Source organism: Allorhizobium borbori (assembly GCF_014196535.1).
GTDB classification, from domain to species: domain Bacteria; phylum Pseudomonadota; class Alphaproteobacteria; order Rhizobiales; family Rhizobiaceae; genus Ectorhizobium; species Ectorhizobium borbori.
Window position 1 is genome coordinate 209753 of the sequence record NZ_JACIDU010000002.1, and the last position, 26652, is coordinate 236404.

20 protein-coding genes and 2 tRNA genes are annotated in these 26652 nt (G+C 62.0%); 13 read left to right on the forward strand and 9 right to left on the reverse strand.

Annotated features, from left to right (window positions below):
- Nucleotides 1–6 precede the first annotated feature (6 nt).
- Together GGQ66_RS03065 and gltB are read right to left on the reverse strand one after the other, a co-directional pair.
- Nucleotides 7–177: a hypothetical protein gene (locus GGQ66_RS03065; RefSeq protein ID WP_183789669.1), complete on the reverse strand. Its 171-nt coding sequence runs from the start codon at nucleotides 175–177 to the stop codon at nucleotides 7–9.
- Nucleotides 174–4901: a glutamate synthase large subunit gene (gltB, locus tag GGQ66_RS03070; RefSeq protein ID WP_183789281.1), complete on the reverse strand. Its 4728-nt coding sequence runs from the start codon at nucleotides 4899–4901 to the stop codon at nucleotides 174–176. Before gltB ends, GGQ66_RS03065 begins: the two co-directional genes overlap by 4 nt.
- 438 nt (nucleotides 4902–5339) lie before the next feature.
- On the opposite strand from gltB, the gene GGQ66_RS03075 reads away from it, so the two are divergent.
- On the forward strand, nucleotides 5340–6392 hold the full coding sequence (locus tag GGQ66_RS03075; protein WP_183789283.1) for a threonine aldolase family protein: 1053 nt from the start codon (nucleotides 5340–5342) through the stop codon (nucleotides 6390–6392).
- Here the strand turns inward: GGQ66_RS03075 and GGQ66_RS03080 are convergent, their stop codons facing one another.
- Nucleotides 6393–7253 (reverse strand): LysR family transcriptional regulator, encoded by an 861-nt coding sequence (locus GGQ66_RS03080; protein ID WP_183789285.1) that lies wholly within the window; start codon nucleotides 7251–7253, stop codon nucleotides 6393–6395.
- 81 nt (nucleotides 7254–7334) lie between these two features.
- On the opposite strand from GGQ66_RS03080, the gene GGQ66_RS03085 reads away from it, so the two are divergent.
- The gene (locus tag GGQ66_RS03085; protein ID WP_183789287.1) at nucleotides 7335–8318 is read left to right on the forward strand and encodes a bile acid:sodium symporter family protein; all 984 of its coding nucleotides are present in this window, start codon (nucleotides 7335–7337) and stop codon (nucleotides 8316–8318) included.
- Nucleotides 8319–8370: 52 nt separating this feature from the next.
- On the opposite strand, the gene GGQ66_RS03090 is transcribed toward GGQ66_RS03085, so the two are convergent.
- Complete coding sequence (locus tag GGQ66_RS03090; RefSeq protein ID WP_183789289.1) at nucleotides 8371–8838, reverse strand: Hsp20 family protein; 468 nt, start codon at nucleotides 8836–8838, stop codon at nucleotides 8371–8373.
- A gap of 383 nt (nucleotides 8839–9221) precedes the next feature.
- Between GGQ66_RS03090 and GGQ66_RS03095 the strand changes: the two genes are divergently transcribed.
- Nucleotides 9222–10181: an alpha/beta fold hydrolase gene (locus GGQ66_RS03095; RefSeq protein WP_183789291.1), complete on the forward strand. Its 960-nt coding sequence runs from the start codon at nucleotides 9222–9224 to the stop codon at nucleotides 10179–10181.
- Here the strand turns inward: GGQ66_RS03095 and hisN are convergent.
- Both hisN and GGQ66_RS03105 read right to left on the reverse strand, forming a co-directional pair.
- A complete protein-coding gene (gene hisN / locus GGQ66_RS03100) occupies nucleotides 10171–10944 on the reverse strand; it encodes a histidinol-phosphatase (protein WP_183789293.1) in 774 nt (257 codons plus the stop codon). The genes GGQ66_RS03095 and hisN overlap by 11 nt on opposite strands.
- A 406-nt stretch (nucleotides 10945–11350) precedes the next feature.
- On the reverse strand, nucleotides 11351–12235 hold the full coding sequence (locus tag GGQ66_RS03105; protein ID WP_183789295.1) for an N-formylglutamate amidohydrolase: 885 nt from the start codon (nucleotides 12233–12235) through the stop codon (nucleotides 11351–11353).
- 188 nt (nucleotides 12236–12423) lie between these two features.
- Here GGQ66_RS03105 and cpdR1 point away from each other — a divergent pair, with 188 nt between their 5' ends.
- The 3 genes from cpdR1 to GGQ66_RS03120 all read left to right on the forward strand — a co-directional run bounded on the left by cpdR1 (nucleotide 12424) and on the right by GGQ66_RS03120 (nucleotide 13180).
- Nucleotides 12424–12786 carry a response regulator CpdR1 gene (gene cpdR1, locus GGQ66_RS03110; protein ID WP_112828718.1) on the forward strand — a complete coding sequence of 121 codons (363 nt, stop codon included), beginning with the start codon at nucleotides 12424–12426 and terminating at the stop codon, nucleotides 12784–12786.
- Nucleotides 12787–12869: 83 nt separating this feature from the next.
- Nucleotides 12870–12944, forward strand: a tRNA-Val gene (locus GGQ66_RS03115).
- Nucleotides 12945–13105: 161 nt separating this feature from the next.
- A tRNA-Val gene (locus GGQ66_RS03120) sits at nucleotides 13106–13180 on the forward strand.
- A 103-nt stretch (nucleotides 13181–13283) separates the two neighbouring features.
- Here the strand turns inward: GGQ66_RS03120 and GGQ66_RS23245 are convergent.
- The 3 genes from GGQ66_RS23245 to GGQ66_RS03130 form a co-directional block, all read right to left on the reverse strand.
- On the reverse strand, nucleotides 13284–13409 hold the full coding sequence (locus GGQ66_RS23245; protein ID WP_272872518.1) for a hypothetical protein: 126 nt from the start codon (nucleotides 13407–13409) through the stop codon (nucleotides 13284–13286).
- A 236-nt stretch (nucleotides 13410–13645) separates the two neighbouring features.
- A complete protein-coding gene (locus tag GGQ66_RS03125) occupies nucleotides 13646–15439 on the reverse strand; it encodes an ABC transporter ATP-binding protein/permease (RefSeq protein ID WP_183789297.1) in 1794 nt (597 codons plus the stop codon).
- 88 nt (nucleotides 15440–15527) lie between these two features.
- A complete protein-coding gene (locus GGQ66_RS03130) occupies nucleotides 15528–16511 on the reverse strand; it encodes a zinc-dependent alcohol dehydrogenase family protein (protein ID WP_183789299.1) in 984 nt (327 codons plus the stop codon).
- 148 nt (nucleotides 16512–16659) lie between these two features.
- Here GGQ66_RS03130 and GGQ66_RS03135 point away from each other — a divergent pair, with 148 nt between their 5' ends.
- The 7 genes from GGQ66_RS03135 to GGQ66_RS03165 all read left to right on the forward strand — a co-directional run bounded on the left by GGQ66_RS03135 (nucleotide 16660) and on the right by GGQ66_RS03165 (nucleotide 26356).
- Nucleotides 16660–17049 (forward strand): DUF2946 family protein, encoded by a 390-nt coding sequence (locus GGQ66_RS03135; protein WP_183789301.1) that lies wholly within the window; start codon nucleotides 16660–16662, stop codon nucleotides 17047–17049.
- A 117-nt stretch (nucleotides 17050–17166) separates the two neighbouring features.
- On the forward strand, nucleotides 17167–17664 hold the full coding sequence (locus tag GGQ66_RS03140) for a copper chaperone PCu(A)C (RefSeq protein WP_183789303.1): 498 nt from the start codon (nucleotides 17167–17169) through the stop codon (nucleotides 17662–17664).
- 69 nt (nucleotides 17665–17733) lie between these two features.
- On the forward strand, nucleotides 17734–18108 hold the full coding sequence (locus GGQ66_RS03145; RefSeq protein WP_237358768.1) for a c-type cytochrome: 375 nt from the start codon (nucleotides 17734–17736) through the stop codon (nucleotides 18106–18108).
- Between the two features lie 298 nt (nucleotides 18109–18406).
- Nucleotides 18407–21733, forward strand: a complete 3327-nt coding sequence (locus GGQ66_RS03150) for a transglutaminase family protein (RefSeq protein WP_183789305.1) — start codon at nucleotides 18407–18409, stop codon at nucleotides 21731–21733.
- Nucleotides 21734–21739: 6 nt separating this feature from the next.
- Entirely contained in the window at nucleotides 21740–24160 is a 2421-nt protein-coding gene (locus tag GGQ66_RS03155; protein WP_183789307.1) for a circularly permuted type 2 ATP-grasp protein, read from the forward strand.
- A 10-nt stretch (nucleotides 24161–24170) separates the two neighbouring features.
- On the forward strand, nucleotides 24171–25052 hold the full coding sequence (locus GGQ66_RS03160) for a transglutaminase family protein (RefSeq protein WP_183789309.1): 882 nt from the start codon (nucleotides 24171–24173) through the stop codon (nucleotides 25050–25052).
- 125 nt (nucleotides 25053–25177) lie between these two features.
- Nucleotides 25178–26356: a vWA domain-containing protein gene (locus GGQ66_RS03165; protein WP_183789311.1), complete on the forward strand. Its 1179-nt coding sequence runs from the start codon at nucleotides 25178–25180 to the stop codon at nucleotides 26354–26356.
- Nucleotides 26357–26652 lie beyond the last annotated feature (296 nt).

A 26652-nucleotide genomic window follows, 5' to 3' on the forward strand; every position in this document is an offset into this window, starting at 1 on the left:
CTCAGATCATAGAGGTGGCCATGTCGGCCCCCAGTACCAGTAGGCGAAGCCTGTCAGCGCCCCCAGCACGATGAATTCCACGTCAAGTTGACCGTTCACGATGGCCGCAGCCGCCGGCACGGCGACCGCGATCATCACCGCCATCACCCGGTGACGGATGATGGCGCTCCGCCTCATTCGGCAGCGACACCCATCTTCATGCGCTCCATGTCCTCAAGCGCGCGGCGGTACTCGACCGGCATGACCTTGCGGAACTTCGGACGGAAGTCGCTCCAGCGGTCGAGGATTTCCTTGGCACGCAGCGAACCCGTGTAGTGAAGATGGTTCGAGACGAGCTGATAGAGGCGCTCCTCATCGTGGCGCGTCATATCCTCGGAAACGTCCACACGCCCCTTGTGCATGATGTCGCCGCCGTGATGGTGCAGCTTTTCCAGCATGTCGTCCTCTTCCGGAACCGGCTCGAGTTCGACCATCGCCATGTTGCAGCGCTTGGCGAAATCGCCGCTTTCGTCCAGGACATAGGCCACGCCGCCCGACATGCCCGCTGCAAAGTTGCGGCCGGTCTTGCCGAGAACGACGACGATGCCGCCCGTCATGTATTCGCAGCCATGGTCGCCCACGCCTTCGACAACGGCCACCGCACCGGAGTTGCGGACAGCGAAGCGCTCGCCGGCGACACCGCGGAAGTAGCACTCGCCGGAGATCGCGCCGTAAAGCACGGTGTTGCCGACGATGATTGACTCTTCCGCCACGATCCGGGTGTTTTCCGGCGGACGGACGATGATGCGGCCGCCCGAAAGCCCCTTGCCGACATAGTCGTTACCGTCGCCAATCAGGTCGAAGGTCACGCCGCGCATCAGGAACGCACCGAAGGACTGGCCCGCCGTACCGCGCAGCGTCACATGGATCGTATCGTCCTTGAGGCCCTTCTGGCCCCAGCGCTTGGCAACAGCGCCCGACAACATGGCGCCCGCCGAACGGTCGACGTTCTTGATGGCCACGTCGATGACGACCGGCTCCTTGCTTTCGATCGAAGGCGTTGCCTTTTCGATCAGCTTGCGGTCGAGAACGTCCTCGATCGGGTGGTGCTGGCGCTCGGTCCAGTAGGTCTTCTCCTTCGGAGCCTCCACCTTGTGGAAGATCTTCGAGAAGTCGAGACCCTGAGCCTTCCAGTGCTCGATTGCGGCTTCCTTCACCAGCAGTTCCGAAGCACCGATGATTTCATCGAGCTTGCGGACGCCGAGCGAAGCAAGGATTTCGCGCACTTCTTCCGCAACGAAGAAGAAGTAGTTGATGACATGCTCCGGCGTACCCTTGAAGCGCTTGCGCAGGACCGGGTCCTGGGTGGCAACGCCAACCGGGCAGGTGTTCAGGTGGCACTTGCGCATCATGATGCAGCCGGCGGCAATCAGCGGCGCGGTGGCGAAGCCGAACTCGTCGGCCCCGAGCAGCGCCCCGATGATGACGTCGCGACCAGTCTTCAGACCGCCATCGACCTGAAGGGCGACGCGCGAACGCAGTCCGTTCAGCACCAGCGTCTGCTGGGTTTCGGCCAGGCCGATTTCCCAAGGCGAACCGGCATGCTTGACCGAGGTCAGCGGCGAGGCGCCCGTGCCGCCGTCGAAGCCGGCAATGGTGATATGGTCGGCACGCGCCTTGGCGACACCGGCGGCAACCGTGCCCACGCCCACTTCCGAAACGAGCTTCACGGAAATATCGGAGGTCGGGTTGACGTTCTTCAGATCGTAGATGAGCTGGGCCAGGTCTTCGATCGAATAGATGTCGTGGTGCGGCGGCGGCGAGATAAGGCCGACGCCCGGCGTGGAGTGACGGGTCTTGGCAATCGTCGCATCGACCTTGTGGCCGGGCAACTGGCCGCCTTCGCCGGGCTTGGCGCCCTGCGCGACCTTGATCTGCAGCATGTCGGCATTGACCAGATATTCGGTGGTCACACCGAAGCGGCCGGAGGCCACCTGCTTGATGGCGGAACGTTCGGGGTTCGGCGAACCGTCGAGCAGCGGGTAGTAGCGTTCGGCTTCCTCGCCGCCCTCACCGGTGTTCGACTTGCCGCCGATGCGGTTCATGGCGACGGCAAGCGTCGTATGCGCCTCACGGCTGATCGAGCCGAAGGACATGGCGCCGGTGGCGAAACGCTTGACGATCTCGGCAGCCGGCTCGACTTCATCGAGCGCAACCGGCTTGCGGCCGATCTCTTCCGCCGTCTTGACCCGGAACAGGCCGCGAATGGCGTTCATGCGCAGCGTGCTCTCGTTGATCATCTTCGCGAATTCGCGATAGCGATCCTGGCTGTTGCCGCGCACGGCGTGCTGAAGCTCGGCCACCGCATCCGGCGTCCAGGCGTGGCTTTCGCCGCGCATGCGGTAGGCATATTCGCCGCCCACTTCGAGCGTCGAGGCCAGAACAGGGTCCTTGCCGAAAGCCGCGGTATGGCGACGAACGGTTTCCTCGGCGATTTCCTTGAGGCCAACGCCTTCGATGGTGGTCGCCGTGCCGAAGAAATACTGCTCCACGACTTCCGACGACAGGCCGATGGCGTCGAAGATCTGCGCGCCGCAATAGGACTGGTAGGTCGAGATGCCCATCTTGGACATGACCTTGAGCAGACCCTTTCCGACGGCCTTGATGAAGCGGTAGACCACTTCGTCTTCAGACACTTCCTTCGGATATTCACCGTGCTTGTGCAGGTCGAGCAGCGTGTCGAAGGCGAGATAGGGGTTGATCGCTTCCGCGCCGTAGCCGGCAAGGCACGCGAAGTGGTGCACTTCGCGCGGCTCACCGGATTCCACCACGAGACCGACCGAGGTGCGCAGACCCTTGCGGATCAGGTGATGGTGCACGGCAGCGGTTGCCAGCAGCGCCGGGATCGCGATGCGATCCGGCCCCATCTGGCGGTCGGAGAGAACGATGATGTTGTAGCCGCCCTTCACCGCCGCTTCGGCACGTTCGCACAGGCGTTCCAGAATTTCCGGCATGCCTTCAGCGCCACGCTCTGCGTCATAGGTGAAGTCAAGCGTCTTGGTGTCGAAACGGTCTTCCGTGTGGCCGATGGAGCGGATCTTTTCCAGATCGCCATTGGTCAGGATCGGCTGACGCACTTCCAGACGCTTGGCGTGCGAGGCGCCCTCGTGGTCGAGAATGTTCGGGCGCGGGCCGATGAACGACACGAGGCTCATCACCAGTTCTTCGCGGATCGGGTCGATCGGCGGGTTGGTGACCTGCGCAAAGTTCTGCTTGAAGTAGGTATAGAGCAGCTTCGACTTCGACGACATGGCCGAGATCGGGGTGTCCGTACCCATCGAGCCGATGGCTTCCTGACCGGTGGTGGCCATGGGCGACATCAGAAGCTTGGTGTCTTCCTTGGAGTAGCCGAAGGCCTGCTGGCGGTCGAGCAGCGAAACGTCACGACGCAGCGCGCGCGGTTCCACCGGCTTCAGTTCTTCCAGAATGAGCTGGGTGCGATCCAGCCACTCGCGATAGGGGTGGCGGCCGGCGAGTTCGCCCTTGATCTCCTCGTCGGAGACGATGCGGCCCTTTTCCATGTCGATGAGCAGCATCTTGCCCGGCTGGAGGCGCCACTTCTTGACGATCCGCTCTTCATCCACCGGCAGCGTGCCGGCTTCGGAGGCCAGAATGATGCGGTCGTCGTCGGTGACGAGATAGCGGGCCGGACGCAGGCCGTTACGGTCGAGCGTCGCGCCGATCTGCTTGCCATCGGTGAAGCAGACGGCGGCGGGGCCGTCCCACGGCTCCATCAGGGCGGCATGATACTCGTAGAACGCCTTGCGTTCGGCACCCATGAGCTGGTTGCCGGCCCAGGCTTCCGGAATGAGCATCATCACGGCATGCGCCATGGAGTAGCCGCCGCGCAGCAGGAATTCCAGCGCGTTGTCGAAGCAGGCGGTGTCCGACTGACCCTCATAGGAGATCGGCCACAGCTTGGAAATGTCGGAGCCGAACAGCGGCGAGGACACCGAAGCCTGACGCGCCGCCATCCAGTTGACGTTGCCGCGCAGCGTGTTGATTTCGCCGTTATGGGCAACCATGCGATAGGGGTGCGCCAGCTTCCACGACGGGAAGGTGTTGGTCGAGAAGCGCTGGTGGACGAGCGCCACGGCCGACTCGAAACGCGGGTCCGCAAGGTCCTTGTAATAGGCGCCGACCTGATAGGCCAGGAACATGCCCTTGTAGACGATGGTCGAGGACGACAGCGAGACGGGATAGAAGTTCTGGTTTTCCTTGCCGCCGGCCGCATCATAGATACGGTTGGAGATGACCTTGCGGATCAGGAACAGCTTGCGTTCGAAATCGAGCGTCGTCGCGGCATCCTTGCCGGCGCCGATGAAGACCTGAACATGGTGCGGTTCGGTGGCGGCGATATCCGGCGCCTTGGAGAGCGAGGAATTGTCGACCGGCACATCGCGGAAGCCGAGCAGCGTCTGACCTTCCTCGGCCACGACGGTCGCGATCACATCCTTGAAGTGAGCGATCTGTGCGTCGTTACGCGGCATGAAGAAGTGACCGACAGCATATTCGCCAGCCTTCGGCAGCACGACGCCCTGCGCAGCCATTTCCTCGCGGAAGAAACGGTCGGGGATCTGCACGAGAATGCCCGCGCCATCACCCATCAACGGGTCTGCGCCGACAGCACCGCGATGCGTCAGGTTTTCGAGGATGAAAAGACCGTCCTTGACGATCTGGTGCGACTTCTGGCCCTTCATATGGGCGATGAAGCCAACGCCGCAGGCGTCGTGTTCATTCTTCGGATCGTAAAGGCCCTGCGCTTCCGGCAATCCGGTGGGACAGTTTTTCGCCCCGGCGGAGATTTCAGCGCCGGCGACCGGCACGCCCGTTTCAGTTGCGACAGGATGGAACTTCGTCATCGCCTAATCTCCTTGAAGGCCGGCCGAAGGGGCCGCATGCGAACCTTACCGCTTGTCGCCATGCCCCGCGCCCGGAGCTTAGCGTAAAAAATCGGCCAGACCAGAGATTTCTCCCGCCCAGCGCGATCTCGAATTCAATAATTAGGACAGTCATTCTGTCCTAATTCTCATTCCCTATGACAGAAATACCGACTTATGACAAGACCGCACTGCAAAAATAGAGTTCAGCTTTCATCGAAAAATTTCGACGTTCGCGAGAGTGGCGACATAAAATTTCACGCCAGCCGATATATCAAGCAGAACATTACCCTGGCCGATATGTCCGAAACGGGATCATCCTTTGCAGTTGACGCTCGCCGCTCTGCCCCGCTACGAATTGCGTGCGGCAAACGCCCGCAATTTCCGCACGCAGCCAAGATTTTCAGAAGTGGTACCGCCATGTATTTCGCCTCCGACAACTGGGCCGGCGCTCATCCCGCCATTGCAGCACGACTGGTCGAGGAAGCCGCCGGCTTCGCCGCGCCCTACGGCGTCAGCGATCTCGACAAGCAGGTGGAGGCCCGTTTTTCCGAAGTGTTCGAGCGTGATGTCTCCGTCTTCTTCGTGGCCACCGGCACCGCCGCCAATTCGCTGGCGCTTGCCAGCGTCGGCCGCCCCGGCGGCGTCATCTTCTGCCATTCGGAGGCGCATGTGACCGCCGACGAGTGCGGCGCACCCGAATTCCTGACAAGCGGCAACCGCCTGCACACCGTTCCCGGCGCCAATGGCCGCATGAACCCGAAAGCCCTGGAAGCCGCCATCGCGCGTTTTCCATCGCAGGCGGTTCATCAGGGGCGGGCGACGGCAGTAACGCTGACCCAATCCACGGAGGTCGGCACCGTTTATTCCCTGGAGGAAATCGCGGCCATTTCCGCCATCGCCAAGGCCCACGATCTGCCACTGCATATGGATGGCGCCCGCTTTGCCAACGCGCTCGTACGGCTGGGTGTAACGCCGGCGGAAATGACGTGGAAGCGTGGCGTGGACATGCTGTCTTTCGGTGGCACGAAGAACGGCTGCTGGTGCGCGGAAGCCATCGTTTTCTTCAATCGCGATCTCGCCGCCGACATGGCCTTCCTGCGCAAGCGCTCGGCCCAGCTCTTTTCCAAGACCCGCTTCATCTCCGCCCAGCTCGATGCTTATCTGAAGGACGATCTGTGGCTCTCCATGGCCAAGAACGCCAATGCCATGGCCGAGCGGCTGGCCGCCGGTCTAGGCAGCCTGAACAGCGCCCGCCTTGCCTGGGCTGCCGAAGCGAACGAAGTCTTCGCCATCCTGCCGGAAGAGCGGGCCGCCGCCGCCGAAGCCGCCGGTGCGCGCTTCTATCGCTGGGAGGTGCCGCGCGAAACGCCCGACCTGCTGGATGACGGCGAAACGCTGATCCGCCTCGTTACCTCCTTCGCCTCCACAAAGGACGACGTGGACGCCTTCCTCGCCATCTGCTCGGGTTGATCAATCGCCGATCGAGGATGGCAGGATTCGGGTACGAATTTCCTTGGAAAGCGCCTCTATCAAGGCCCGGTCCGCACCCCGGCTCGGCACCAGCACGAATTCCACCTCCTCAAGCGGCGGCAGATGGCCGCCGACCACTTCCCGCAGGCCGGATGGCGCCATGCTGCGTGGTTGAACGAGAACGCCCATGCCCGCCCGCGCCGCCGCGGTCAGCCCTGTCAGGCTGCCGCAGGTGCAGACGATGCGCCAGGCGATACCGTTGCTGTCGAGTGTTTCCTGCGCAATCTTGCGCGTCAGGCTGGGCGGTGGAAAGGCGATCAGCGGTAACGGCTCGCTGGATGCCGCAAAGCGTTCGGGATCGCGCGCCAGCCACACCAGCGGCTCCCGATAGAGCGCAACGCCGTGTCGCTCGCCGAGCCGGCGCTTGGCCAGCACGATATCGAGATCGCCCGCCGCCTGCATCTGGTAGAGCGTGGCGCTGAGCGCCACCGTCAGTTCCAGATCGACCAACGGATGCAACCGGGTGAACTGCTCCAGAATATCGCTCAGCCGGTTCGCAACAACATCCTCGGAGATGCCGAAGCGCAAGCGTCCTCGCAAACGGCCCTCATCGAACAGCGCCATGACCTTGCCATCGATTTCCAGCATGCCGCGCGCATAACCGATCAGCGCCTCTCCCTCCGCCGTCAACCCCACCTTATGCGTATTGCGCTCTATGAGTTGCTTGCCGAGTGTCTTTTCCAACCGCTGGATGTGCTGGCTGACAGTGGACTGCCCGACACCCAGCCTTTCCGCCGCCAGGGTGAAGCTGCCGGTTTGCTGCAATGTGAGAAAGCTTTGCAACTGTTGAAGATTAAGCATCGCGCTTCATGATAACTGTTAGTGTTTGCATTGAGCTTCATGATGAAGCATGAGTGCGCCCGAAATTCAAGGAGCTCCGCCATGAAGCGCTTCATGCCCGACCAGTTCACCCTGATGCTGATTGCGACCGTTCTGACCGCCAGCCTGCTGCCGATCAGCGGCGAGCCCGCGCATTGGTTCGCCATTGCCACCAACATCGCCATCGGTCTCCTGTTCTTCCTGCATGGCGCCCGCCTGTCACGCTCCGTAGCGCTGGCCGGCCTCCTGCACTGGCGGCTGCACCTGACGATCCTCGCCATGACCTTCGGCGTGTTTCCGCTGCTCGGCCTCGCCATCGGTTTCATTCCGACGGATATCCTCTCGCCGCAACTTTATGCCGGCATTCTCTATCTCTGCATCCTGCCCTCGACGGTACAGTCCTCCATCGCCTTCACCTCCATGGCCGGCGGCAATGTTTCGGCTGCGGTTGTCGCCGCCTCCGCCTCCTCCATCCTCGGCATGTTCATCACGCCCCTGCTTGTGGGCCTGATGATGCAGGCGAATGGCAACGCCGGCTTTTCGCTCGACGCCATTGAGAAGATCGTGCTGCAACTGCTCGTGCCCTTCATTGCCGGCCAGCTTCTGGAGCCATGGATCGGCAAATGGATCCGCGATCGAAAAAAGCTGCTCAACCCGGTTGACCGGGGCTCCATCCTGATGGTGGTCTATCTCGCCTTCTCGGAGGCGGTGATCGAGGGCCTGTGGCACAGTTTCTCGCTGCGCGACCTTGGCGTGATCGTTGTGATCAATATCGTGCTGCTGGCGATTGCGCTTTCAATCTCGATGTTCGGCAGTCGGGCGCTGGGCTTTTCGAAGGAAGACGAGATCGCCATCACCTTCTGCGGTTCAAAAAAAAGCCTGGCAAGCGGCGTGCCCATGGCCAACGCTATCTTTGCCGGACAGAACATCGGCGCCATCGTTCTGCCGCTGATGCTTTTCCACCAGATCCAGCTTATGGCTTGCGCCGTCATTGCCCAACGTTATGCCGCGCGCGCCAAGGCCGTCGCGGCCACGGCAACCGCCTGACACAAAAAAGCCCCTCCGGTTGGAGGGGCCAGTCTTGGGGAAATGGGCCTTCTCAGGCGACGTGAGTCTCGATGGTCTTCGCCTGCTGGGCGGCATCGGCGGTAATCGCGATCCGTCGCGGCTTCATGGCCTCGGGAATGGAGCGAAGAAGATCGATATGCAGGAGGCCGTTTCTCAGCGAGGCGGCCTTCACCTCCACATGATCGGCAAGCTGGAAGCGGCGCTCGAAGGTGCGCTTGGCAATGCCGCGATAGAGATATTCGGTTTCGGCTGCTGCTTCGTCTTCGATCTTTTCGCCCTTGATGGTCAACGTCTGCGCATGCGCCTCGATGGACAATTCGCGGTCATCGAAGCCGGCAACGGCCATGGTGATGCGATAGGCATTTTCGCCCGTGCGCTCGATATTGTAGGGCGGATAGGTCTGGGTCTGCTCAGGCGTGGTAAACCCGTCCAGCATGTTGAACAGGCGATCGAAGCCGATCGTGGAACGGTAAAGCGGTGAAAAATCGACGTGGCGCATGGTGTCCTCCTTGAAGCGACCTGGCGTTTGAGGGCTCCCCTGCGATGGCGGAGCCGAGTAGAAGTGCAGACCCGCACTCGCGGCGTCCACATGCCATAAATGGGAGGACGAAACCGGGCTTTCAAGGGTTGCCGGACAGGTGAACGCCGCGTGAATGGAGGGTTCGGGCACCGTTCAGTCTCACCCGGCTACAACAGCAGCATCGGGCCCGACTGCCCGAGACTGAAGGTATTCGTCCCCCTTATCAGTCCATTTTCTGCCGGTTCTGCGACGTGGCCCTCCAAGCGCGCTCGCGAACCGGCATTTTTTCCGCCATATTTGCATTGGCTCTTAAAGGATCTGCGCTAGGCTGCAGCCAAACGATGCATTCGGAAAGTCTGACCATGGACGCTCCCCTCTACGCCCTGTCGCCCGAGCACCTCACCTTCGGGGGCGAAAAGACCCTCGGCTTTTTCGAGGGGCACGACGGCATTCGATTGCGCTACGCCATCTTCCGGCCGGACCATGCAACTCCGCGCGGCACGGTCGTCATCGTGCAGGGGCGAAACGAGTGCATCGAGAAGTATCTGGAAACGATCCGTGATCTGACGGCGGCGGGTTTCGTCGTCGCCACCTTCGATTTGCGCGGACAGGCGCTCTCCGGTCGCCTTGGCAGGAATCCGCGGGCCGGCCACGTCCGCCATTTCCGGGATTATCTCGCCGATGTCGATCACTTTCTGTCGGCGATCGTCGAACCGGCGGCGGCGCAGCCGATCCACATTCTCGCCCATTCGCTTGGCGGCCTGATTGCCCTGTCGCTCGCGCCCCGGCTTGGCGCACGCATTTCCCGCATGGTGGTGAGCGCGCCGCTGGTGGGATTGTCCGGTCTGCCGGTTTCGCCCCGGCTTGCCTTTTCCGTCGCCGCCTTTTTCAGCACCTTCGGCCTCGGTGAAAAACCGCTTGGCAAGGAACGCGGCGCCATGCCCTTCGACGGCAATCCGCTGACCTCCTGCCCGACGCGCTTCGGAGACTTCAGCCGCCTGCGTGAAACCCACAGCGATCTCGGCATCGGCCCGCCGACGGCCCGCTGGCTGAACGAGATCCGCAAGGCAATGACCCGCGTCCTCAGGCCGGAACATCTGACCGGGATCACCATCCCCACCCTCATCCTCGCACCGGCGTTGGATGGCGTGGTGCCCTTCACCGCCATGGAAGGTCTGGCAAGGCGCTTCCGCGCCGGGCGGCTGATCCCGATCCCCGGCGCGCGCCATGAACTCCTGATGGAACAGGATCGCTATCGCGCCCAGGCGCTCGCGGCGATCCTCGCCTTCCTGCCGGAAAAGACCGAGCCCCTCACGGATTGAGGAGACGCAGAACCTGTTCGTGAACGGCCTTGCTGCCGGCAGCGACCACCGTGCCGCCCATTTCCGCACGCCCGCCCGTCCATGAGGTCATGATGCCGCCCGCCTGCTCGACAACCGGAATGAGGCCGCCGACATCGTAGGGCTTCAGCCCGCTTTCCACCACGAGATCGATATGGCCGGCGGCCAGCAACGCATAGGCGTAGCAATCGACACCGTAACGGAAGAGCCGCACCTTTGCCTCCACCGAGCGATAAAGATCGGCCTCCACACCTTCGAAAATATGCGGCGAAGTGGTGAACAGCGTAGCATTGGAAAGATCACCGCAATCACGCACCTTGAGGACCCGTTCGCCATCGGGACCGCGATAGAACGTCTTCGTTCCATCAGCGAAATAGCGTTCGCGGGTGAAGGGCTGATCGATGAGGCCCATCTTCGCCCGGCCCTTTTCGTAAAGACCGATCAGCGTGCCCCAGGTCGGCAACCCGGAAATGAAGGCGCGCGTGCCGTCGATCGGATCGATGACCCAGATACGGTCACGATCAAGGCCGACGCTGGCATGCTCCTCGCCCAGAATACCGTGCTCGGGAAAACTGGCCTCGATCAGCGTGCGGATCGCCGTCTCGGCGGCCCGGTCCCCCTCGGTCACGGGATCGAAACCGCCGGCCTGCTTGTTGACGACATCAATGCCTGCGCGAAAGCGCGGCAGCGTCTCTGCGCTGGCAACATCCGCCAGCCGGTCAAAAAAGGCGCGATCAGGAAGCATGAAAGACCTCAAGGGAAAGGGATACGGAAAGGACAGAACATCGTTGCGCGGGCAAGCCATTGCCCGTCAGGCGGCACTGCACCAGCACAGGCTCAGCACTTACCCCAATTCGCGGCCCGTGCCTATCCCCCGAGAAACGCAGCGGTTTTGAGCAGTCAACGCCCATATATGGAGCAAAGAACGAAAAAATGCACATATTTTGCACATGCTGAAATAAAAAGCACAAATTACGTCAGCAGCCTTGACAGTTCACCCCCTCGGGCATAGCTTTGACCTCGCAGTCCGCTGACTGCAGAATACCCTCCTTGGGTGTTTCCTCCCTAGACTCAGCCGCGCCCCGAGCGCGGTTTTTTTTGCCCGCAATTCGCCCGTTGAAGCCGGAGCAACGCGGCTTGAAAGACGGCCTTCACTCGGCGGCGAGCGAGGTTTCCACGGAGAGGTTTTCGGTGAATTCGGCCATGCGCCGCATGAAGGTGGCGATGAGGGATTCCATGACAGAGAAATCCGGCCGCTTCTGCAGCGTGACTTCATCGATGTAGAGCGCGCGGTTGACCTCGATCTGCAGCGCGTGCAGGCCGCGCCGCGGCCGTCCGTAATGCTCGGTAATGAAACCGCCCGCGTAAGGCTTGTTGCGCACCACCCGGAAGCCGAGATCTTCCAGCGCACCGATGGCGGCATCCGAAAGCGCGGAGGATGCGCTCGCCCCGAACCGGTCACCGACGATGAAGTCCGGACGCAGGCTGGAACCCGCCAGCCGCGTCGTGCCCGGCATGGAATGGCAGTCGATCAGCACACAGAATCCGAAGCGGCTGTGGGTGCGCGAAATCAGCCGCCGCAGGCAGGCATGATAGGGCTTGTAGATCGCCTCCACCCGGGAGATCGCCTCTTGCACGGGCAGGCGCCCGGGATAGATATCGAGATTCTCGGCCACGATGCGCGGTACGGTGCCGAGACCGCCGGCAACCCGGAGCGAAGCCGTGTTGGCATGCGGCGGCAAGGCGCCGTCGAACATGCGCGGATCAAGCTCATAGGGTTCGCGGTTCACATCCAGATAGGCGCGTGGAAAATGGGCAAGAAGCAGCGGCGCGCCGATGGAAGGCGCGCTGGCATAAAGCTCATCGACGAAATGATCCTCCGATCGGCGAATGGTGTGGGCATCGAGCCGCGACTGCGCCAGAAAGGATTTCGGATAGTTACGACCGCTGTGGGGTGAATTGAAAACGAAGGGGATGGCCTGGATCGCCGGCTCGCGCACCTCGAAGTCAGGCGTTTGACCGGTTTCCTGTTGCATCGCGCCTCTTTACCATATTCCGAACTTCATATTGCGGCATGTTGCCAGTTGCGGCCGCCCAAGTCCATACTATGTAAGGACGGTGGAAACGCATTGGCGAGCCCTCTTCACAGGTTGTTTACCCGGAAGACGCTAAGGTCGATCTCTCGAATCCACCCATGGCATTCATTTGAATAACGGTCACCCCAATGAGTCAAAAAATCCTTCTCGCCGAAGACGACAACGACATGCGCCGCTTCCTCGTGAAGGCGCTGGAGAAGGCGGGCTACAAGGTCTCGTCCTTCGACAATGGCGCGAGCGCCTATGATCGCCTGCGCGAGGAACCCTTCTCCCTGCTTCTGACCGACATCGTGATGCCGGAAATGGACGGCATCGAACTGGCGCGCCGCGCCACCGAACTCGATCCCGACCTCAAGGTCATGTTCATTACCGGCTTTGCCGCCGTGGCGCTGAACGCCGATTCGAAGGCTCCGAAGGACGCCAAGGTTCTTTCCAAGCCTTTTCACCTGCGCGACCTCGTTGACGAAGTGAACAAGTTGCTTGCTGCGTAAGGCTTTCGGGGCGATTGTCAAAAAACGGAAAAAAAGCGGTTGACGCGAAACCCCGTTTCATGATGTAAGCCGCCCCATCGGATGGGCGTGTAGCTCAGCGGGAGAGCACTACGTTGACATCGTAGGGGTCACAAGTTCGATCCTTGTCACGCCCACCATCCAATTACCTGAATACGTTGAGAAATCCGCTTCGGCGGATTTTTCCGTTTCTGGGCGTCCGCTTCCCGCGAAACTGTGAAAATCGAAAATCAATCGCCGCGGACTGCTTGTGAGGCGTTGACGCCGGTTCTGATTTGTGGTGTAAGCCGCCACATCGGATGGGCGTGTAGCTCAGCGGGAGAGCACTACGTTGACATCGTAGGGGTCACAAGTTCGATCCTTGTCACGCCCACCATTCGAATTCGCTTTGAAAGCAAAGGCTTCCGGGAAACCGGAAGCCTTTTTCGTTTCCGTCGCGCCCATGGCTGCAGACAACCACGCGGCGCGACTTTACCGCCTCAGAAAGGAAAATAATCCGGGTAAAGCTCGTAGAGCGCCGGAAGCATGGCCAGAAAGAACATGACGGCCGAAAAAATGACTGTCGCGATCCACATGACGACCAGTTGTTTGGTGCGTGGGTGCATGAAAGATCCTCGAACTCGTTTATCCTCAGGGCGTTTCACACGGAGCAACCTCCGGCGACGCGCCTTTCTTTTCTTCTTATGTCCGGCAGCAGGCCCGGCAGGTAAAGCCGCTCGCGACTATACCGGGCCTGTATCAACGCTTTCGCCGCACCTTCGGTTCCTTCGGTCGCGTGAAGGCGATTCAGGCCCGTCACCGCAATATAGAAAGCCGCGGGCCTCCTGTCGCCCCCTGCCGGTCATTTATCGACGACGGCATGAAGCCCACGGGCGGTTTCCAGATGCACGACGCGCGGCGTCAGCGCCTCGATGAAGGCCTGCGACCGGCCGATATAGAGCAGTCCGGTATCGCCGAGATCCTCGATGACGCCAACAAGGTTCGCCTGCGTTTCCGGCTCCAGCCCTTCAAGCAGATCGTCCATGATGATGAAATCGGGCTTAAGCAGTAGTGCATTGGCAAAGCGCAACTTCATCTGGTCGTCGCTATCCAGCACCTTGTCCCAGCGCGCCGTGGTGTCGAGAATGGGCTTCAGGCGTGAAAGACCGGTGCGGTCGAGCGCCAGAAGCAACTCGTTCTTGGAAAACACATCCGGCGAAAGCGGATAGGCCAGCACCTCCTGCAACGACGCGCCGGCCAGATAACCGGTTTGCGGCATGAAGAGAACGCTTTCCTCCGGCGGCAGGCCGATGACGCCGCGCCCCCAGGGCCACAGGCCGGCCATGGCGCCGAACAGCAGGTGCCGGTTGATGCCGGGATCGCCGTTCACCATGACCCGCTCGCCGCGCGCTACGCTGACGCCCCCTTCCTGAAGCCTGAGACCGCTCTCGAAATGCGCCGCGCCCGCCCTCAGGCACAGCGTCAGATCCTCGATGCGGATCGTTTCGTCGCTCTGCAAGCGGTAGTCGATGACCATCCCGGTCGCCTTCTTGCGGTCCATCTCCAGCAGCGCGTGGCGAAAGGCGCTGACGCGCCCGAGCGTCGCATGCCAATCGGCAATCTGGCCGAAATTGGTCACATACCAGCGCAGCGCCAGATTGACCTGATTGAAGGCGCCGACCGCCATCATCAGGCCGCCGAAGGTAATCTGCCCGGAGAAATAGACCGGGGCCGCGATGATGATCGGCGCCACCTGCGACAGCCAGCCGAAACCGGCGGACACCCAGGTCAGGTTGGTATTGGCGGTCACGAGCTGGCGGGTAATGGAGAGCACCGCGCTGATGCGGCCCATGATGCGTTTGCGCTCGCGCTTTTCACCGCGCGCCAAAGAGATTGCCGTGAGGTTTTCATTGGTGCGCATCAGCAGGAAGCGCATGTCCGCCTCGCGGGAATAGCGCTCCGCATTCAGCCCGACGAGCCGGCGCCCCACGACGCGACTGAGCATGGAGGCGACGCCGGCATAGAAGAAGGCCGCCCAGACCATGTAGCCGGGCACCGCGATGTGCTGCGTGCCGATGGTGAAGGCGAAATCGTTGGAGAGCGTCCACAAGACGCCGATGAAGCTGCCGAGCAGGATGGTCGATTGCACCAGACCGATGCTGAGTGCTGTCGTGATCTCCGAAAGGTTGCGCGCGTCCTCATGCAGGCGCTGGTCAGGATTGACACCGATCGTGCCGGAATTGGCGAGCCTCACGGCGCGGCGATCCTTCAGCCATTCGTCGACCAGATCGCGCGTCAGCCCCTCGCGCATCGAAAGAGCGGCCATCTGGTTCAGCCAGGTCTGGCAGACATTGAGCAGAAGCAGCGTGCCGGCAATGCCCACGAAGATCTGCAACTGCCGCAGGAACTCCGGTACATCGCGACGCTCGAGCGAATTGTAGAAAGGCACGTTCCATTCGTTGAGAACGATCTGCATGTAGGCGGTCGCCAGAATGACGAGCAACAGCGCCAGCGCTTGCCACAAAACCCGGTTTCTGACGCTTGAATGCCAGAACGCGCCGCCCATCATCCGGACCTGTGCCCAGATGGGCAGTTCGTAGCCCCCCGCCGTATCCTCGGCGGGCGCGTGCCCGCCGGTCTCTTCCGCCACTTTCATGCACACCTTCCAGCCGCCTGCGCGCCACCGGTCTCACCAACCGCAAAAGCCGCAACAGCAATGTCTTTCCACGCCGATTCCGTCATTCTCAGGGCACCAGCACCGCGGCACCCTGAAAACGCCCGGCCCGCAGATCCGCCAGCGCCTCGTTGGCCCGTTCGAGTGGATAGACGGTCGTCGTTGTCTTTACCCCGGCCACCGGCGCCAGCGCCAGAAACTCGACCGCATCGGCCCTCGTCAGGTTCGCGACGGAGAGCACCTGCCGCTCTTCCCAGAGCAGCCGGTAGGGGAACCGGGGAATATCGCTCATATAAATGCCGCCGCACACGACGCGCCCACCCTTGGCCACTGCTTTCAGCGCCGCCGGCACGAGATCGCCGACCGGGGCAAAGATGATCGCGGCATCGAGCACCACGGGCGGCGCTTCCAAAGAACCACCGGCCCAAACCGCGCCGAGCGACAGCGCCATCGTCTGCGCCGCCTCATCACCGTCCCGGGTGAAAGCATAGACCTCGCGCCCCTGATAACGACAGACCTGCGCGATGATATGAGCGGCCGCACCGAAACCGTAAATGCCGATACGCCTGGCCGGCCCCGCCATCTTCAGCGAGCGCCAGCCGATCAACCCGGCGCACATCAGCGGCGCCACCGCGACCGGATCGTCGAAGCCATCGAGGGCGAAGGCGTAATCGGCCCGCGCCACCACATGCGTCGCAAAGCCGCCATCGCGGGTGTAGCCGGTGAAGACAGGCTCGTCACACAGGTTCTCGCGGTCGCTTTCACAATAGGAACAGCAGCCGCAGGTGCCCCCGAGCCAGGGAATACCGACCCGCCGGCCGATAGCGTGTGTGGTGACACCCTCGCCGAGCGCCTCGACAATGCCGACGATCTCATGGCCGGGCACCAGCGGCAGGTGCGGGTCCGGCAGATCGCCGTCGACGACATGCAGATCCGTACGGCAAACGGCGCAGGCTTCCACCCGCACGCGAATTTCGCCAGCGCCCGGCACGGGGTCCGGCCGCTCGACCGGTTGGAGCGGTGCACCTTTCGTCGTGAGTACCATTGCCCGCATGCTGCTCTCCGCAAATCGTCTCGTTCGAGAATTACCACGACGCAGCCCGCCGCAACAGGCAAAGCAGAGGCGGGATTGGGACAGAATGCCGCGCATGATTGTTTTTCAGAAAACTTCCCCTTAAAACGGCAGGCGAGAGGGAGCACCCATGACCAACCGCAAGGGACAGATCAGCCGCTGGACGCGCATCATCTGCGCGCTTGCCCTGATTCTCGTCGGGTTTGCCCACAAGCCTCCGCAGGTCTTCACCACCGTTCCGGCGTCCGAATTCGCGGCCTATGTGCTGCCGGACGGAACGCTGCCATTCCTGTGCGACGTCGCCAATCTCGATGGCGACAAGGGTCCGATGCACGACCACGGTCGCTGCGAAGCCTGCCTGCTCTCCGCTTCGACGCTGCTGCCGCCTCCCCCCTCGCTGGCGGTTCCCCCACTGCGTCTTGCAGAAACGCTGCTGCCGCAGAGCCCGAAAAGCGCTCTCGTTACGCCCTTTCGCCTGACATCCGCACCGCGCGGACCACCATCCATTTCCCACGCCTGAAAGCCGAACGGTGCGACGGAACAGTCGGTTCGCACCGCATTTCAAGGAAAAAGCCGGAACCGCCAAGGGCTCGAAAGCACGCCCGCAGCCGGCGCATTATTCGTGAGGAAAACCAAGATGAACCGTTTCCTGAAGCAAAGCCTTGCCGCTGCTCTCATTACCGCCGCCGGTATCTCCGCCGCGCTCGCCCATGGCTTCACTGTCGGCGAACTGAAGATCGGCCACCCGTGGGCCAAGCCGACCGTTGCCGGCGCAACCGTGGGCGGCGGCTACCTGAAGGTCACCAACGAAGGCAAGACGGACGACCGCCTCGTTTCCGTGACCACCGATCGCGCGCCCATGGCGCAGCTTCATGAGATGAAGATCGAGAACGACGTCATGAAGATGCGCGAAGTCGAAGGCGGCATCGCCATTCCCGCCGGCCAGACGGTTGAACTGAAGCCGGGCGGCCTGCATGTCATGTTCATGAACCTTCCCCAGCCCTTCGTGGAAGGCGAAAAGATCAAGGCCAAGCTGACCTTCGAAAAGGCCGGCCCGGTCGAAGTCGAATTCGTCGTGCAGAAGCCGAAGGCAGACGATGCCATGGGCGATCATTCCGAGCACGCTAAACCCTGATCACGGCGATCAAGTCCACACGGACCGGACGACCGGTCCGTGTGGACAGCAACGGAATGAGGATTGCGCATGAACAAGATGCTCGTGCTTCTCGCGCTCGCCGCCTCTGCAACGGCTGCGCATGCCGGTGGCGACGCGACGAAAGGTGCTGCGGTTTTCAAGAAGAACTGTTCCGCCTGTCACACGGCAACGGAACCGAAAAACAAGGTCGGCCCCTATCTCGGCACCGTGATCGGTCGCCCGGTCGCAACCTATGAGGGGTTCAGGTATTCGAAGGCGATGACCGAATTCGGCGCCGACGGTAAGGTCTGGGACGAGGCGCGCCTCGCCGAATACCTGCCGAAGCCGAAGGATCTGGTGAAGGGCACGACCATGGCCTTCGCCGGTCTCAAGACGCCCGATGAGGTCACTGACCTCATCGCCTATCTGAAGGCGCCGCAATAAGGCGTGCGGCCGGAAAACCCGATCCGGCTGATGGCCGGTGCTTCTTTGCTCGCGGATTGCCGGGCTGCGAACTTGCCCTTCGCCAGAAGCAGAAATGGCCTGAAAGCCGAAGGCCGCCACGTCTCTCCATGCGTGGCGGCTGCCGCTCGAAGGGCCTGTCTGACAAGACTTTGCAGCAAAAATCAACGGCTTGGATATTACCGATTGGTACTTGCTTTATTCCAAAGCATTGCCCAAGATTGCGGCATTTGTTTCACGCGACCATTCCGGACGCGTAAGGGTTCAGGCACGGGGCAGTATGTCGATCAAAGCCAGTATCTATCACCTCACCCACTACAAATATGACAACCCCGTCCAGCTTGGCCCGCAGATCATACGGCTCAAGCCCGCCGCCCACTCCAAGACCAAAGTTCTCTCACATTCCCTGAAGATCACGCCCGCCAACCACTTCGTCAATCTTCAGCAGGACCCCTACGGCAACTACCTCGCCCGATACGTGTTTCCCGAGCCGGTGACGGAGTTCAAGATCGAGGTCGACCTTGTCGCCGACATGACGGTCTACAACCCCTTCGACTTCTTCGTCGAGGAAGAGGCCACAAAGTGGCCCTTTACCTATCCGGAAACGCTGATCGAAGACCTCTCGATCTACCGCAAGGCCGAAACCGCAGGTCCCCTGTTCGAAGCCTATTACAAGTCCATCGACAAGACGCCGGAACAGGTCACCGTCGACATGGTGGTTGGCCTCAACGCCCGCCTCCAGCAGGATATCGGCTACGTCATCCGCCTGGAACCCGGCGTGCAGACGCCTGAAGAAACCCTGGCGGCCAAAAAGGGTTCGTGCCGCGATACGAGCTGGCTTCTCGTCAACCTGCTGCGCCGTCTGGGCTTTGCCGCCCGTTTCGTCTCGGGTTATCTGATCCAGCTCGCCCCCGATCTCAAGGCGCTCGACGGCCCCTCCGGCACCGAGGTCGACTTCACCGACCTGCACGCCTGGGCGGAAGTCTACCTGCCGGGTGCGGGCTGGGTTGGCCTTGACCCGACCTCTGGTCTTTTGACCGGCGAAAGCCACATTCCGCTGGCCGCGACCCCGCACTACAAGAATGCCGCACCGATTTCCGGTGGCTATTTCGGCAAGGCCGAGACCGAATTCGATTTCGACATGCAGGTCGCCCGCGTTTCGGAGCATCCGCGCATCACCAAGCCGTTCAACGACGAAAGCTGGGATGCGCTGAACGAACTGGGCGAGGAAGTGGACCGCGTGCTGCAGGCCGAGGACGTCCGCCTGACCATGGGCGGCGAGCCGACCTTCGTGTCCATCGACGACTTCCAGTCCGAGGAGTGGAACACCGCCGCCGTCGGCCCCACCAAACGCGACCGTGCCGACGTGCTGATCCGTCGCCTGCGCGAGAAATTCGCCCCCGGCGGCTTTCTGCATTACGGTCAGGGCAAGTGGTATCCGGGCGAATCCCTGCCGCGCTGGACCTTCTCGCTCTACTGGCGCAAGGATGGCCTGCCGGTCTGGAACAATCCGGACCTGATTGCCGTGGAAGCCCGCGATCATGGCGTGACCCACGAGGATGCCTCGCGCCTGCTGCAGGCGGTTGCCGTCGAACTCGATCTCGACGTCACCAATGTCGTGGCGGCCTACGAAGACCCGGCGGAATGGATCATTCGCGAAGCCAACCTGCCGGACAATGTCGATCCGGCCAATTCCAAGCTCAAGGACCCGGAAGAGCGCAACCGCATCGCCAAGGTCTTTGCCAACGGCCTGACCCAGCCCGCCGGTTACGTGCTGCCGGTGCAGGCATGGCAGAACCGCGCTTCGGGCCGCACCTGGGTCAGCGAAATGTGGCGCACCCGCCGCGGCCGCCTCTACCTCATTCCCGGCGACAGCCCCGTCGGCTTCCGCCTGCCGCTGAACGCGCTGCCCTATATCTCGCCCTCGTGGTATCCCTATATCAACCCGGTCGATCCGACCGTGCAGAAACCGCTGCTGCCTGATTTCTCCACCGAGAAAGGGCGCGTCATGCCGGAACACTCGTTCCAGCCGGATACGCCGCACCAGCAGATGAGCGGCCAGTCCTACGAGGAAATCGGCGGCCACGTCCGCACCGCCATCTCGGTGGAAGTGCGTGACGGACGATTGTGCGTGTTCATGCCGCCAACGGCAGCCCTTGAGGAATATCTCGATCTCATTGCCTCCACCGAGCGCGCGGCTGCCGCCCTTGGCCTGCCCGTCCATATCGAAGGCTACACGCCCCCGCACGACGAGCGTCTGAACGTCATCCGCGTCGCGCCCGATCCGGGCGTCATCGAGGTCAACGTGCATCCGGCCTCTAACTGGCAGGAATGCGTGGACATTACCTCGACGGTCTATGAGGAGGCCCGTCAGTCGCGGCTCGGCACCGACAAGTTCATGATCGATGGCCGCCACACCGGCACCGGCGGCGGCAACCATGTGGTGGTCGGCGGTGCCAACACCAATGACAGCCCCTTCCTGCGTCGGCCCGACCTGCTGAAGAGCCTCGTGCTGCACTGGCAGCGCCATCCCTCCCTCTCCTACCTGTTCTCGGGCATGTTCATCGGCCCGACCAGCCAGGCGCCGCGCATCGACGAAGCCCGCCACGACAGCCTCTACGAGCTGGAAATCGCGCTGGCCCAGATCCCGATGCCGGGTCACGGCCTTCTGCCGCCCCTGCCGTGGCTGGTGGACCGCCTGTTCCGCAACCTGCTGATCGACGTCACCGGCAACACCCACCGTTCGGAAATCTGCATCGACAAGCTGTTCTCGCCGGACGGCCCGACCGGACGTCTTGGCCTTGTCGAATTCCGCGGCTTCGAAATGCCGCCGAATGCCCGCATGTCGCTGGCCCAGCAGCTTCTCGTTCGCGCACTCATCGCCCGCTTCTGGAAGAACCCGATCGGCGGCAATTTCGTGCGCTGGGGCACGGCGCTGCATGACCGTTTCATGCTGCCGCATTATGTCTGGGCCGATTTCCTCGACGTTCTGGCCGACCTGCGCGACCATGGCTTCGATTTCCGCCCGGAATGGTTCGCGGCCCAGCTCGAATTCCGCTTCCCCTTCTGCGGCGAGGTCGAATACGAAAATTCCCGCCTCGAACTGCGTCAGGCGCTCGAACCCTGGCACGTCATGGGCGAACAGGGCGCCATCGGCGGCACCGTGCGTTACGTCGATTCCTCGGTGGAACGCCTGCAGGTCAAGCTGGAGACCTCCAACCCGGAACGCTACAAGGTCGCCTGCAACGGCCGCGCCGTACCTCTCACCCAGACGCCGACCTCCGGCATCGCGGTGGCCGGTGTGCGCTACAAGGCCTGGCAGCCGGCCTCCGGCCTGCATCCTGTCCTTCCGGTCAACACGCCGCTGACCTTCGACATTTATGACACATGGTCGAACCGTTCCATCGGCGGGTGCATCTATCATGTTGCCCATCCGGGCGGGCGCAATTATGAGACGTTCCCGGTCAACGGCAATGAAGCCGAAGCACGCCGGCTGGCGCGGTTCGAACCCTGGGGACATACGGCGGGCGGCTACATCCTGCGGCCCGAGCGCACTGCGGAAGAATTCCCGCTGACCCTCGATCTGCGAAGGCCGCAAGGATTCTGATAAACGATGGCGAAAGTACCAGCCACCGAACGCAAGACCGAAGCCAAGACCGCGCCGCCCGACGCGAGCGCGACGCTCAGCTATCGCGCCATTCCGGGCGTCGCCGATGAAATGCTGGATACGGCCGGCAATGTCCGTCCGGTCTGGCAGCCCATGCTGGCGGCGCTGGGACGCATGAGCGCCCATGAGCGCGGTGAACGCTTCGCCCGTGCCGACCGCTATCTGCGCGATGCCGGCGTGTTCTACCGCGCCTATGGCGCACAGGGCAGCGCCGAACGCCCCTGGCCTATCAGCCATGTCCCCGTTCTGATCGCCGAGAAGGAATGGGAAGCGCTGGCCGAAGGGCTGAAGCAGCGCGCCGAGCTTCTGGAAACCGTGGTCGCCGATATCTACGGCGCCAACGATCTGGTGCGCGAAGGCTTCATTCCCCCGGCGCTGATCGCCTCCAACCCTGAATTCCTGCGCCCGTTGGTCGGCGTCGCACCGCCCGGCGGCCACTACCTGCATTTCTGTTCCTTCGAAATCGGCCGTGGGCCGGACGGGAACTGGTGGGTACTCGCAGACCGCACACAGGCGCCCTCGGGCGCCGGTTTTGCACTGGAAAACCGTGTGGCGACCGCCCGCGCCTTCTCCGACATCTACGCCGAAAGCCATGTGCACCGCCTCGCCTCCTTCTTCGGTGCTTTCCGCAATGCGCTTCAGGCCTGCAAGAAGACCGCCGACGACCGCATCGCCGTTCTGACGCCCGGCCCCGCCAATGAAACCTATTTCGAACACGCCTATATCGCCCGTTATCTCGGTTTCATGCTGCTGGAGGGTGAAGATCTGGCGGTGGTGAACAACCGCGTGATGGTGCGCACCGTCTCCGGCCTGAAGCCGGTCAGCGTGCTGTGGCGTCGTCTGGATGCCGCCTATTCCGACCCGCTGGAACTGAACCAGAATTCACACATCGGCACGCCGGGCCTGACACAGGCCGTCCGCGCCGGCAATGTGACCATGGTCAACGCGCTTGGCTCCGGTATTCTTGAAACCCGTGCGCTGCTTGCCTTCCTGCCGACGCTCTGTCGCAAACTGCTGGGCGAAGAACTCAAGCTGCCGTCCATCGCCACCTGGTGGTGCGGCCAGCCAGCCGAGCGTGAGCATGTAACGCGCAATATCGACCGCATGGTCATCGGCCCGGCCTATTCCTGCCTGCCCTTCTTCGACGATCACGGCCAGTCCGTGCTGGGTTCGACGCTGCGCAGGAACGCCAAGACTTCCATGACCGAATGGCTGGCCAGCGACGGCGCCCGCCTCGTCGGTCAGGAGGCCGTAACCCTTTCCACGACCCCCGCCTTCATCGATGGCAAGCTGACGCCGCGCCCCATGTCGCTGCGCGTTTTTGCGGCCCGCACGGCGGATGGCTGGCAGATCATGCCCGGCGGCTTCGCCCGCATCGGAGCAGGCGACAATGTCGCGGCGATCGCCATGCAGTCGGGCGGCATGGCCGCCGATGTCTGGATCGTCTCGAACAAGCCGGTCGAGGTGACGACGCTTCTGCCGCCGGAACAGGAGTTTGCCCGCAACCTGCCCGGCGCCCTGCCGAGCCGCGCCGCCGACAATCTGTTCTGGCTTGGCCGCTATATCGAGCGCGCCGAAGGGGCCTTGCGCATTCTGCGCGCCTGGCACGCACGCTTCGCCGAAAACGCCGATCCGACACAACCGCTGCTGGCCTATGTGTCGGCTTATCTTGCCGATGTCGATATCGACAGCAAGGAAGGCGTGCCGGCCAGCCTGCTCGGCAACATCGACAGCGCCGTCTATTCCGCCTCGAACATCCGCGACCGCTTCTCCCCCGATGGCTGGCTGGCGCTGAACGATCTGGCCAAGACCGCCCGCCGCTTCCACGAGAAAGTGCAGCCGGGAGACGATGCCTCGCACGCCATGACCATTCTCCTGCGCAAGCTTGCGGGCTTTGCCGGCCTGGTGCACGAAAACATGTACCGCTTCACCGGCTGGCGCTTCCTGACGATCGGCCGCATGCTGGAACGCGGCCTGCACATGACGCGCCTGCTCGGCCATATGTCCAAAGAGGATACGCCGGACGGCGCGCTCGACATGCTGCTGGAAATCGGCGACAGCGTGATGACCCACCGCCGCCGCTACAATGTCTCGACAGCGCGGCTGACCGTCACCGACCTTCTGGCGCTCGACCCGCTCAACCCGCGCTCGATCCTGTTCCAGATGAACGAGATCCGGCAGGAGGTGGAGCAACTGCCCCAGGCCTTCGTCAACGGCCAGATGTCGCCCTTCTACCGTGAAGCCATGCGCATGCAGGCGAATCTCGCCGTCATGACCCCCGATGCGATGAACGCCGCCGTTTACCGGCAGCTCGAACAGGATCTCGAACATCTGTCCGACATTCTGGCGCAAACCTATCTGAGCTGATCCGAACCCCATGCTTTACGACATCGCGCTCACCATCGGTTACGACTACGACACGCCGGCATCCGGCGCGCGCCACATCCTGCGCGTGCTGCCCTTGTCCATTCCCGGTCGCCAGCGGCTGATTGCCGGCTCGGTGAAGGTGTCGCCCGAGCCGGACGAGAAGTCCTCGCTGACCGATTTCTTCGGCAACCCCACCACCGCCATCATGTATCGCTCGCAGCACGGCACGCTCGAAATCCGGATGCAGGCGCGCGTGCAGGTCGATCAGGTGGAGCCGGTGGCGGATTTCTCGCCGCTCGTCGGCAAGCTGCAGGCAGAACTGGAAGCAGTGTGGTCGATGGACGGGGACTCGCCGCATCATCTGGCGGGCCCCAGCCCACGGCTAGCCGACAATGTGGAAATTGCCGCCTATGCGCGCGCCATGATCAAGCCGGGCATGACGGTGCGCGAGGCAGCCTACGAAATCTGCAAGCGCGTCTATACCGATTTCAAATACGATCCGGAGGCGACGACCGTCGATTCCACGCCGCAGGAAGCGTTCAAGATGAAACGCGGCGTCTGCCAGGATTTCAGCCATGTGATGATCGTGGCGCTTCGCAGCCTCGGTATCCCCGCCGGTTATGTCAGCGGTTTCCTGCGCACCATTCCGCCGCCGGGCAAGGAAAGGCTGGAGGGAGCGGACGCCATGCATGCCTGGGTCCGCGTCTGGTGCGGCGAAAGCCTAGGCTATATCGAACTCGACCCGACGAACAATATTGTGGCTGGCACCGACCATATTGTCGTGGCCTACGGACGTGACTATTCCGACGTGGCGCCGGTCATCGGTGTGCTGAAAAGCTACGGAAGTCACTCCACCCGGCAGGCCGTGGACGTGATTCCGCTCAAGAACTGACCGGTCGTTAAAATACCAAATGTCCGTTTAACGGCTTCTCCAGATTGTGACCCTACACGTCTCGCATAGGCTCACTTTAACTCTGGATGATCATGATGTTCATCGAATGGAGACTGAAGCCTCGCATGTCCCGGATGTTCAGGGACAAGCGCGGCAATTTTGCGATCATGACTGCGCTCACCCTTCCGGTGGGAATCATTGCCATCGGTGTCGGCATTGATCTCAGCACCATGATGTCCTCGAAATCGGAACTTCAGAACGCCGCGGATTCGGCGGCGCTGGCGGCCGCCTCGGGCATGGCGAACAAGGGCGTTACCAAGGATGCGGCAATTCTTCTTGTCGAAGACTTCGTAACTGGCCAGCTTGCCAACGAAGCGCAAAGCAGCGGTTCACGCTACGTCCCGCCGACGACCAGCACCGTCGTCACCGAGACCACAAACGCGGATGGCGCAAAATCCTTCCGCGTCAACGTCACCACGACCTATTCGGTGCCGCTTTCGCCTTTTCTGGCGCTTCTGAACATGACCTCCCAGAACGTGGTCGTGAACAGCGAGGCTTATGCCTCACAGGAAATGAAAAGCAATCCGCTCTCCATGTATCTGGTGCTCGACAAGTCCGGCTCGATGGGTGAAAACACCGACAACGTCGATGCAGACAATCCGACCAAGAGCGTCGCCTACGACTGCTCCTACTATTCAGGCCGGCAATATGTTCAAAAGACCTGCTACCGGAGCGAAACGAACTACATCCTGAAGATCGATGCCCTGAAAACGGCCGTGACTGGCCTGATGGGGCAGTTGACGACGGCCGACAAGAATGCCCAGTTCGTGCGAACGGGCGTCTCGACCTTCGCCTCGTCCATGGAAAAGGGCACCGATCTGGAATGGGGAACGACCACGGTCAAGAACACCACCAATGCACTTTCGGCATCCGGCGGCACCAACTCCACGGCCGCATTCCAGAAAGCCGTGCAAAAGCTGACAGCCAGCACGGAAGCCACCCTCCACAAGCAGAAGAATGGCGGCGTTCCCACCAAGTACATCGTCTTCATGACCGACGGTGACAATAACTCCTCCAGTTCGGACACTTCGACAAAGACCCAATGCGATCAGGCGCGCAAAGCTGGTATCGAGGTGTTCACCATCGGCTTCATGGTGGCCACCACCCGCGCCAACGACCTGCTGAAATACTGCGCCACGACAACGTCGCACTATATGTCCGCCAAGAATGCCTCCGAACTGAACGATAACTTCAAGACGATCGGCATGAAGGCGACCCAGGCCATGACCCGCCTGACGAACTGAGACCGGGGCTCCGGCACGGCTCTACCAACGAATTCCCGATATATCGCGGCGGCGCCTTTGGGCGCCGTTTTGCGTGTATTGGGCTTTGGCTGCACCGCGCAGATGACAGCACGCCCGAATGACGCTTTCAAGACAATAATTCAAAACAAAAACAAACAGTTAAATAAATAGTCAGCCCCAGTTCCGTCAATTTTGGCGGAATGCAATTACTGTGTTGCAACTGCGCTGTAAGGGTGCGTAAACTGCCGTGGCAAATCGCGTAGCAGATTGACAGAATCAATGGCTTAGACCGAAAA

Excerpts from the sequence above, each read along its gene's own strand:
- GGQ66_RS03065 (WP_183789669.1), bottom strand. The coding sequence starts at position 177 with ATGAGGCGGAGCGCCATCATCCGTCACCGGGTGATGGCGGTGATGATC.
- gltB (WP_183789281.1), bottom strand. The coding sequence starts at position 4,901 with ATGACGAAGTTCCATCCTGTCGCAACTGAAACGGGCGTGCCGGTCGCC.
- GGQ66_RS03075 (WP_183789283.1), top strand. The coding sequence starts at position 5,340 with ATGTATTTCGCCTCCGACAACTGGGCCGGCGCTCATCCCGCCATTGCA.
- GGQ66_RS03080 (WP_183789285.1), bottom strand. The coding sequence starts at position 7,253 with ATGCTTAATCTTCAACAGTTGCAAAGCTTTCTCACATTGCAGCAAACC.
- GGQ66_RS03085 (WP_183789287.1), top strand. The coding sequence starts at position 7,335 with ATGAAGCGCTTCATGCCCGACCAGTTCACCCTGATGCTGATTGCGACC.
- GGQ66_RS03090 (WP_183789289.1), bottom strand. The coding sequence starts at position 8,838 with ATGCGCCACGTCGATTTTTCACCGCTTTACCGTTCCACGATCGGCTTC.
- GGQ66_RS03095 (WP_183789291.1), top strand. The coding sequence starts at position 9,222 with ATGGACGCTCCCCTCTACGCCCTGTCGCCCGAGCACCTCACCTTCGGG.
- hisN (WP_183789293.1), bottom strand. The coding sequence starts at position 10,944 with ATGCTTCCTGATCGCGCCTTTTTTGACCGGCTGGCGGATGTTGCCAGC.
- GGQ66_RS03105 (WP_183789295.1), bottom strand. The coding sequence starts at position 12,235 with ATGCAACAGGAAACCGGTCAAACGCCTGACTTCGAGGTGCGCGAGCCG.
- cpdR1 (WP_112828718.1), top strand. The coding sequence starts at position 12,424 with ATGAGTCAAAAAATCCTTCTCGCCGAAGACGACAACGACATGCGCCGC.
- GGQ66_RS23245 (WP_272872518.1), bottom strand. The coding sequence starts at position 13,409 with ATGCACCCACGCACCAAACAACTGGTCGTCATGTGGATCGCGACAGTC.
- GGQ66_RS03125 (WP_183789297.1), bottom strand. The coding sequence starts at position 15,439 with ATGAAAGTGGCGGAAGAGACCGGCGGGCACGCGCCCGCCGAGGATACG.
- GGQ66_RS03130 (WP_183789299.1), bottom strand. The coding sequence starts at position 16,511 with ATGCGGGCAATGGTACTCACGACGAAAGGTGCACCGCTCCAACCGGTC.
- GGQ66_RS03135 (WP_183789301.1), top strand. The coding sequence starts at position 16,660 with ATGACCAACCGCAAGGGACAGATCAGCCGCTGGACGCGCATCATCTGC.
- GGQ66_RS03140 (WP_183789303.1), top strand. The coding sequence starts at position 17,167 with ATGAACCGTTTCCTGAAGCAAAGCCTTGCCGCTGCTCTCATTACCGCC.
- GGQ66_RS03145 (WP_237358768.1), top strand. The coding sequence starts at position 17,734 with ATGAACAAGATGCTCGTGCTTCTCGCGCTCGCCGCCTCTGCAACGGCT.
- GGQ66_RS03150 (WP_183789305.1), top strand. The coding sequence starts at position 18,407 with ATGTCGATCAAAGCCAGTATCTATCACCTCACCCACTACAAATATGAC.
- GGQ66_RS03155 (WP_183789307.1), top strand. The coding sequence starts at position 21,740 with ATGGCGAAAGTACCAGCCACCGAACGCAAGACCGAAGCCAAGACCGCG.
- GGQ66_RS03160 (WP_183789309.1), top strand. The coding sequence starts at position 24,171 with ATGCTTTACGACATCGCGCTCACCATCGGTTACGACTACGACACGCCG.
- GGQ66_RS03165 (WP_183789311.1), top strand. The coding sequence starts at position 25,178 with ATGTCCCGGATGTTCAGGGACAAGCGCGGCAATTTTGCGATCATGACT.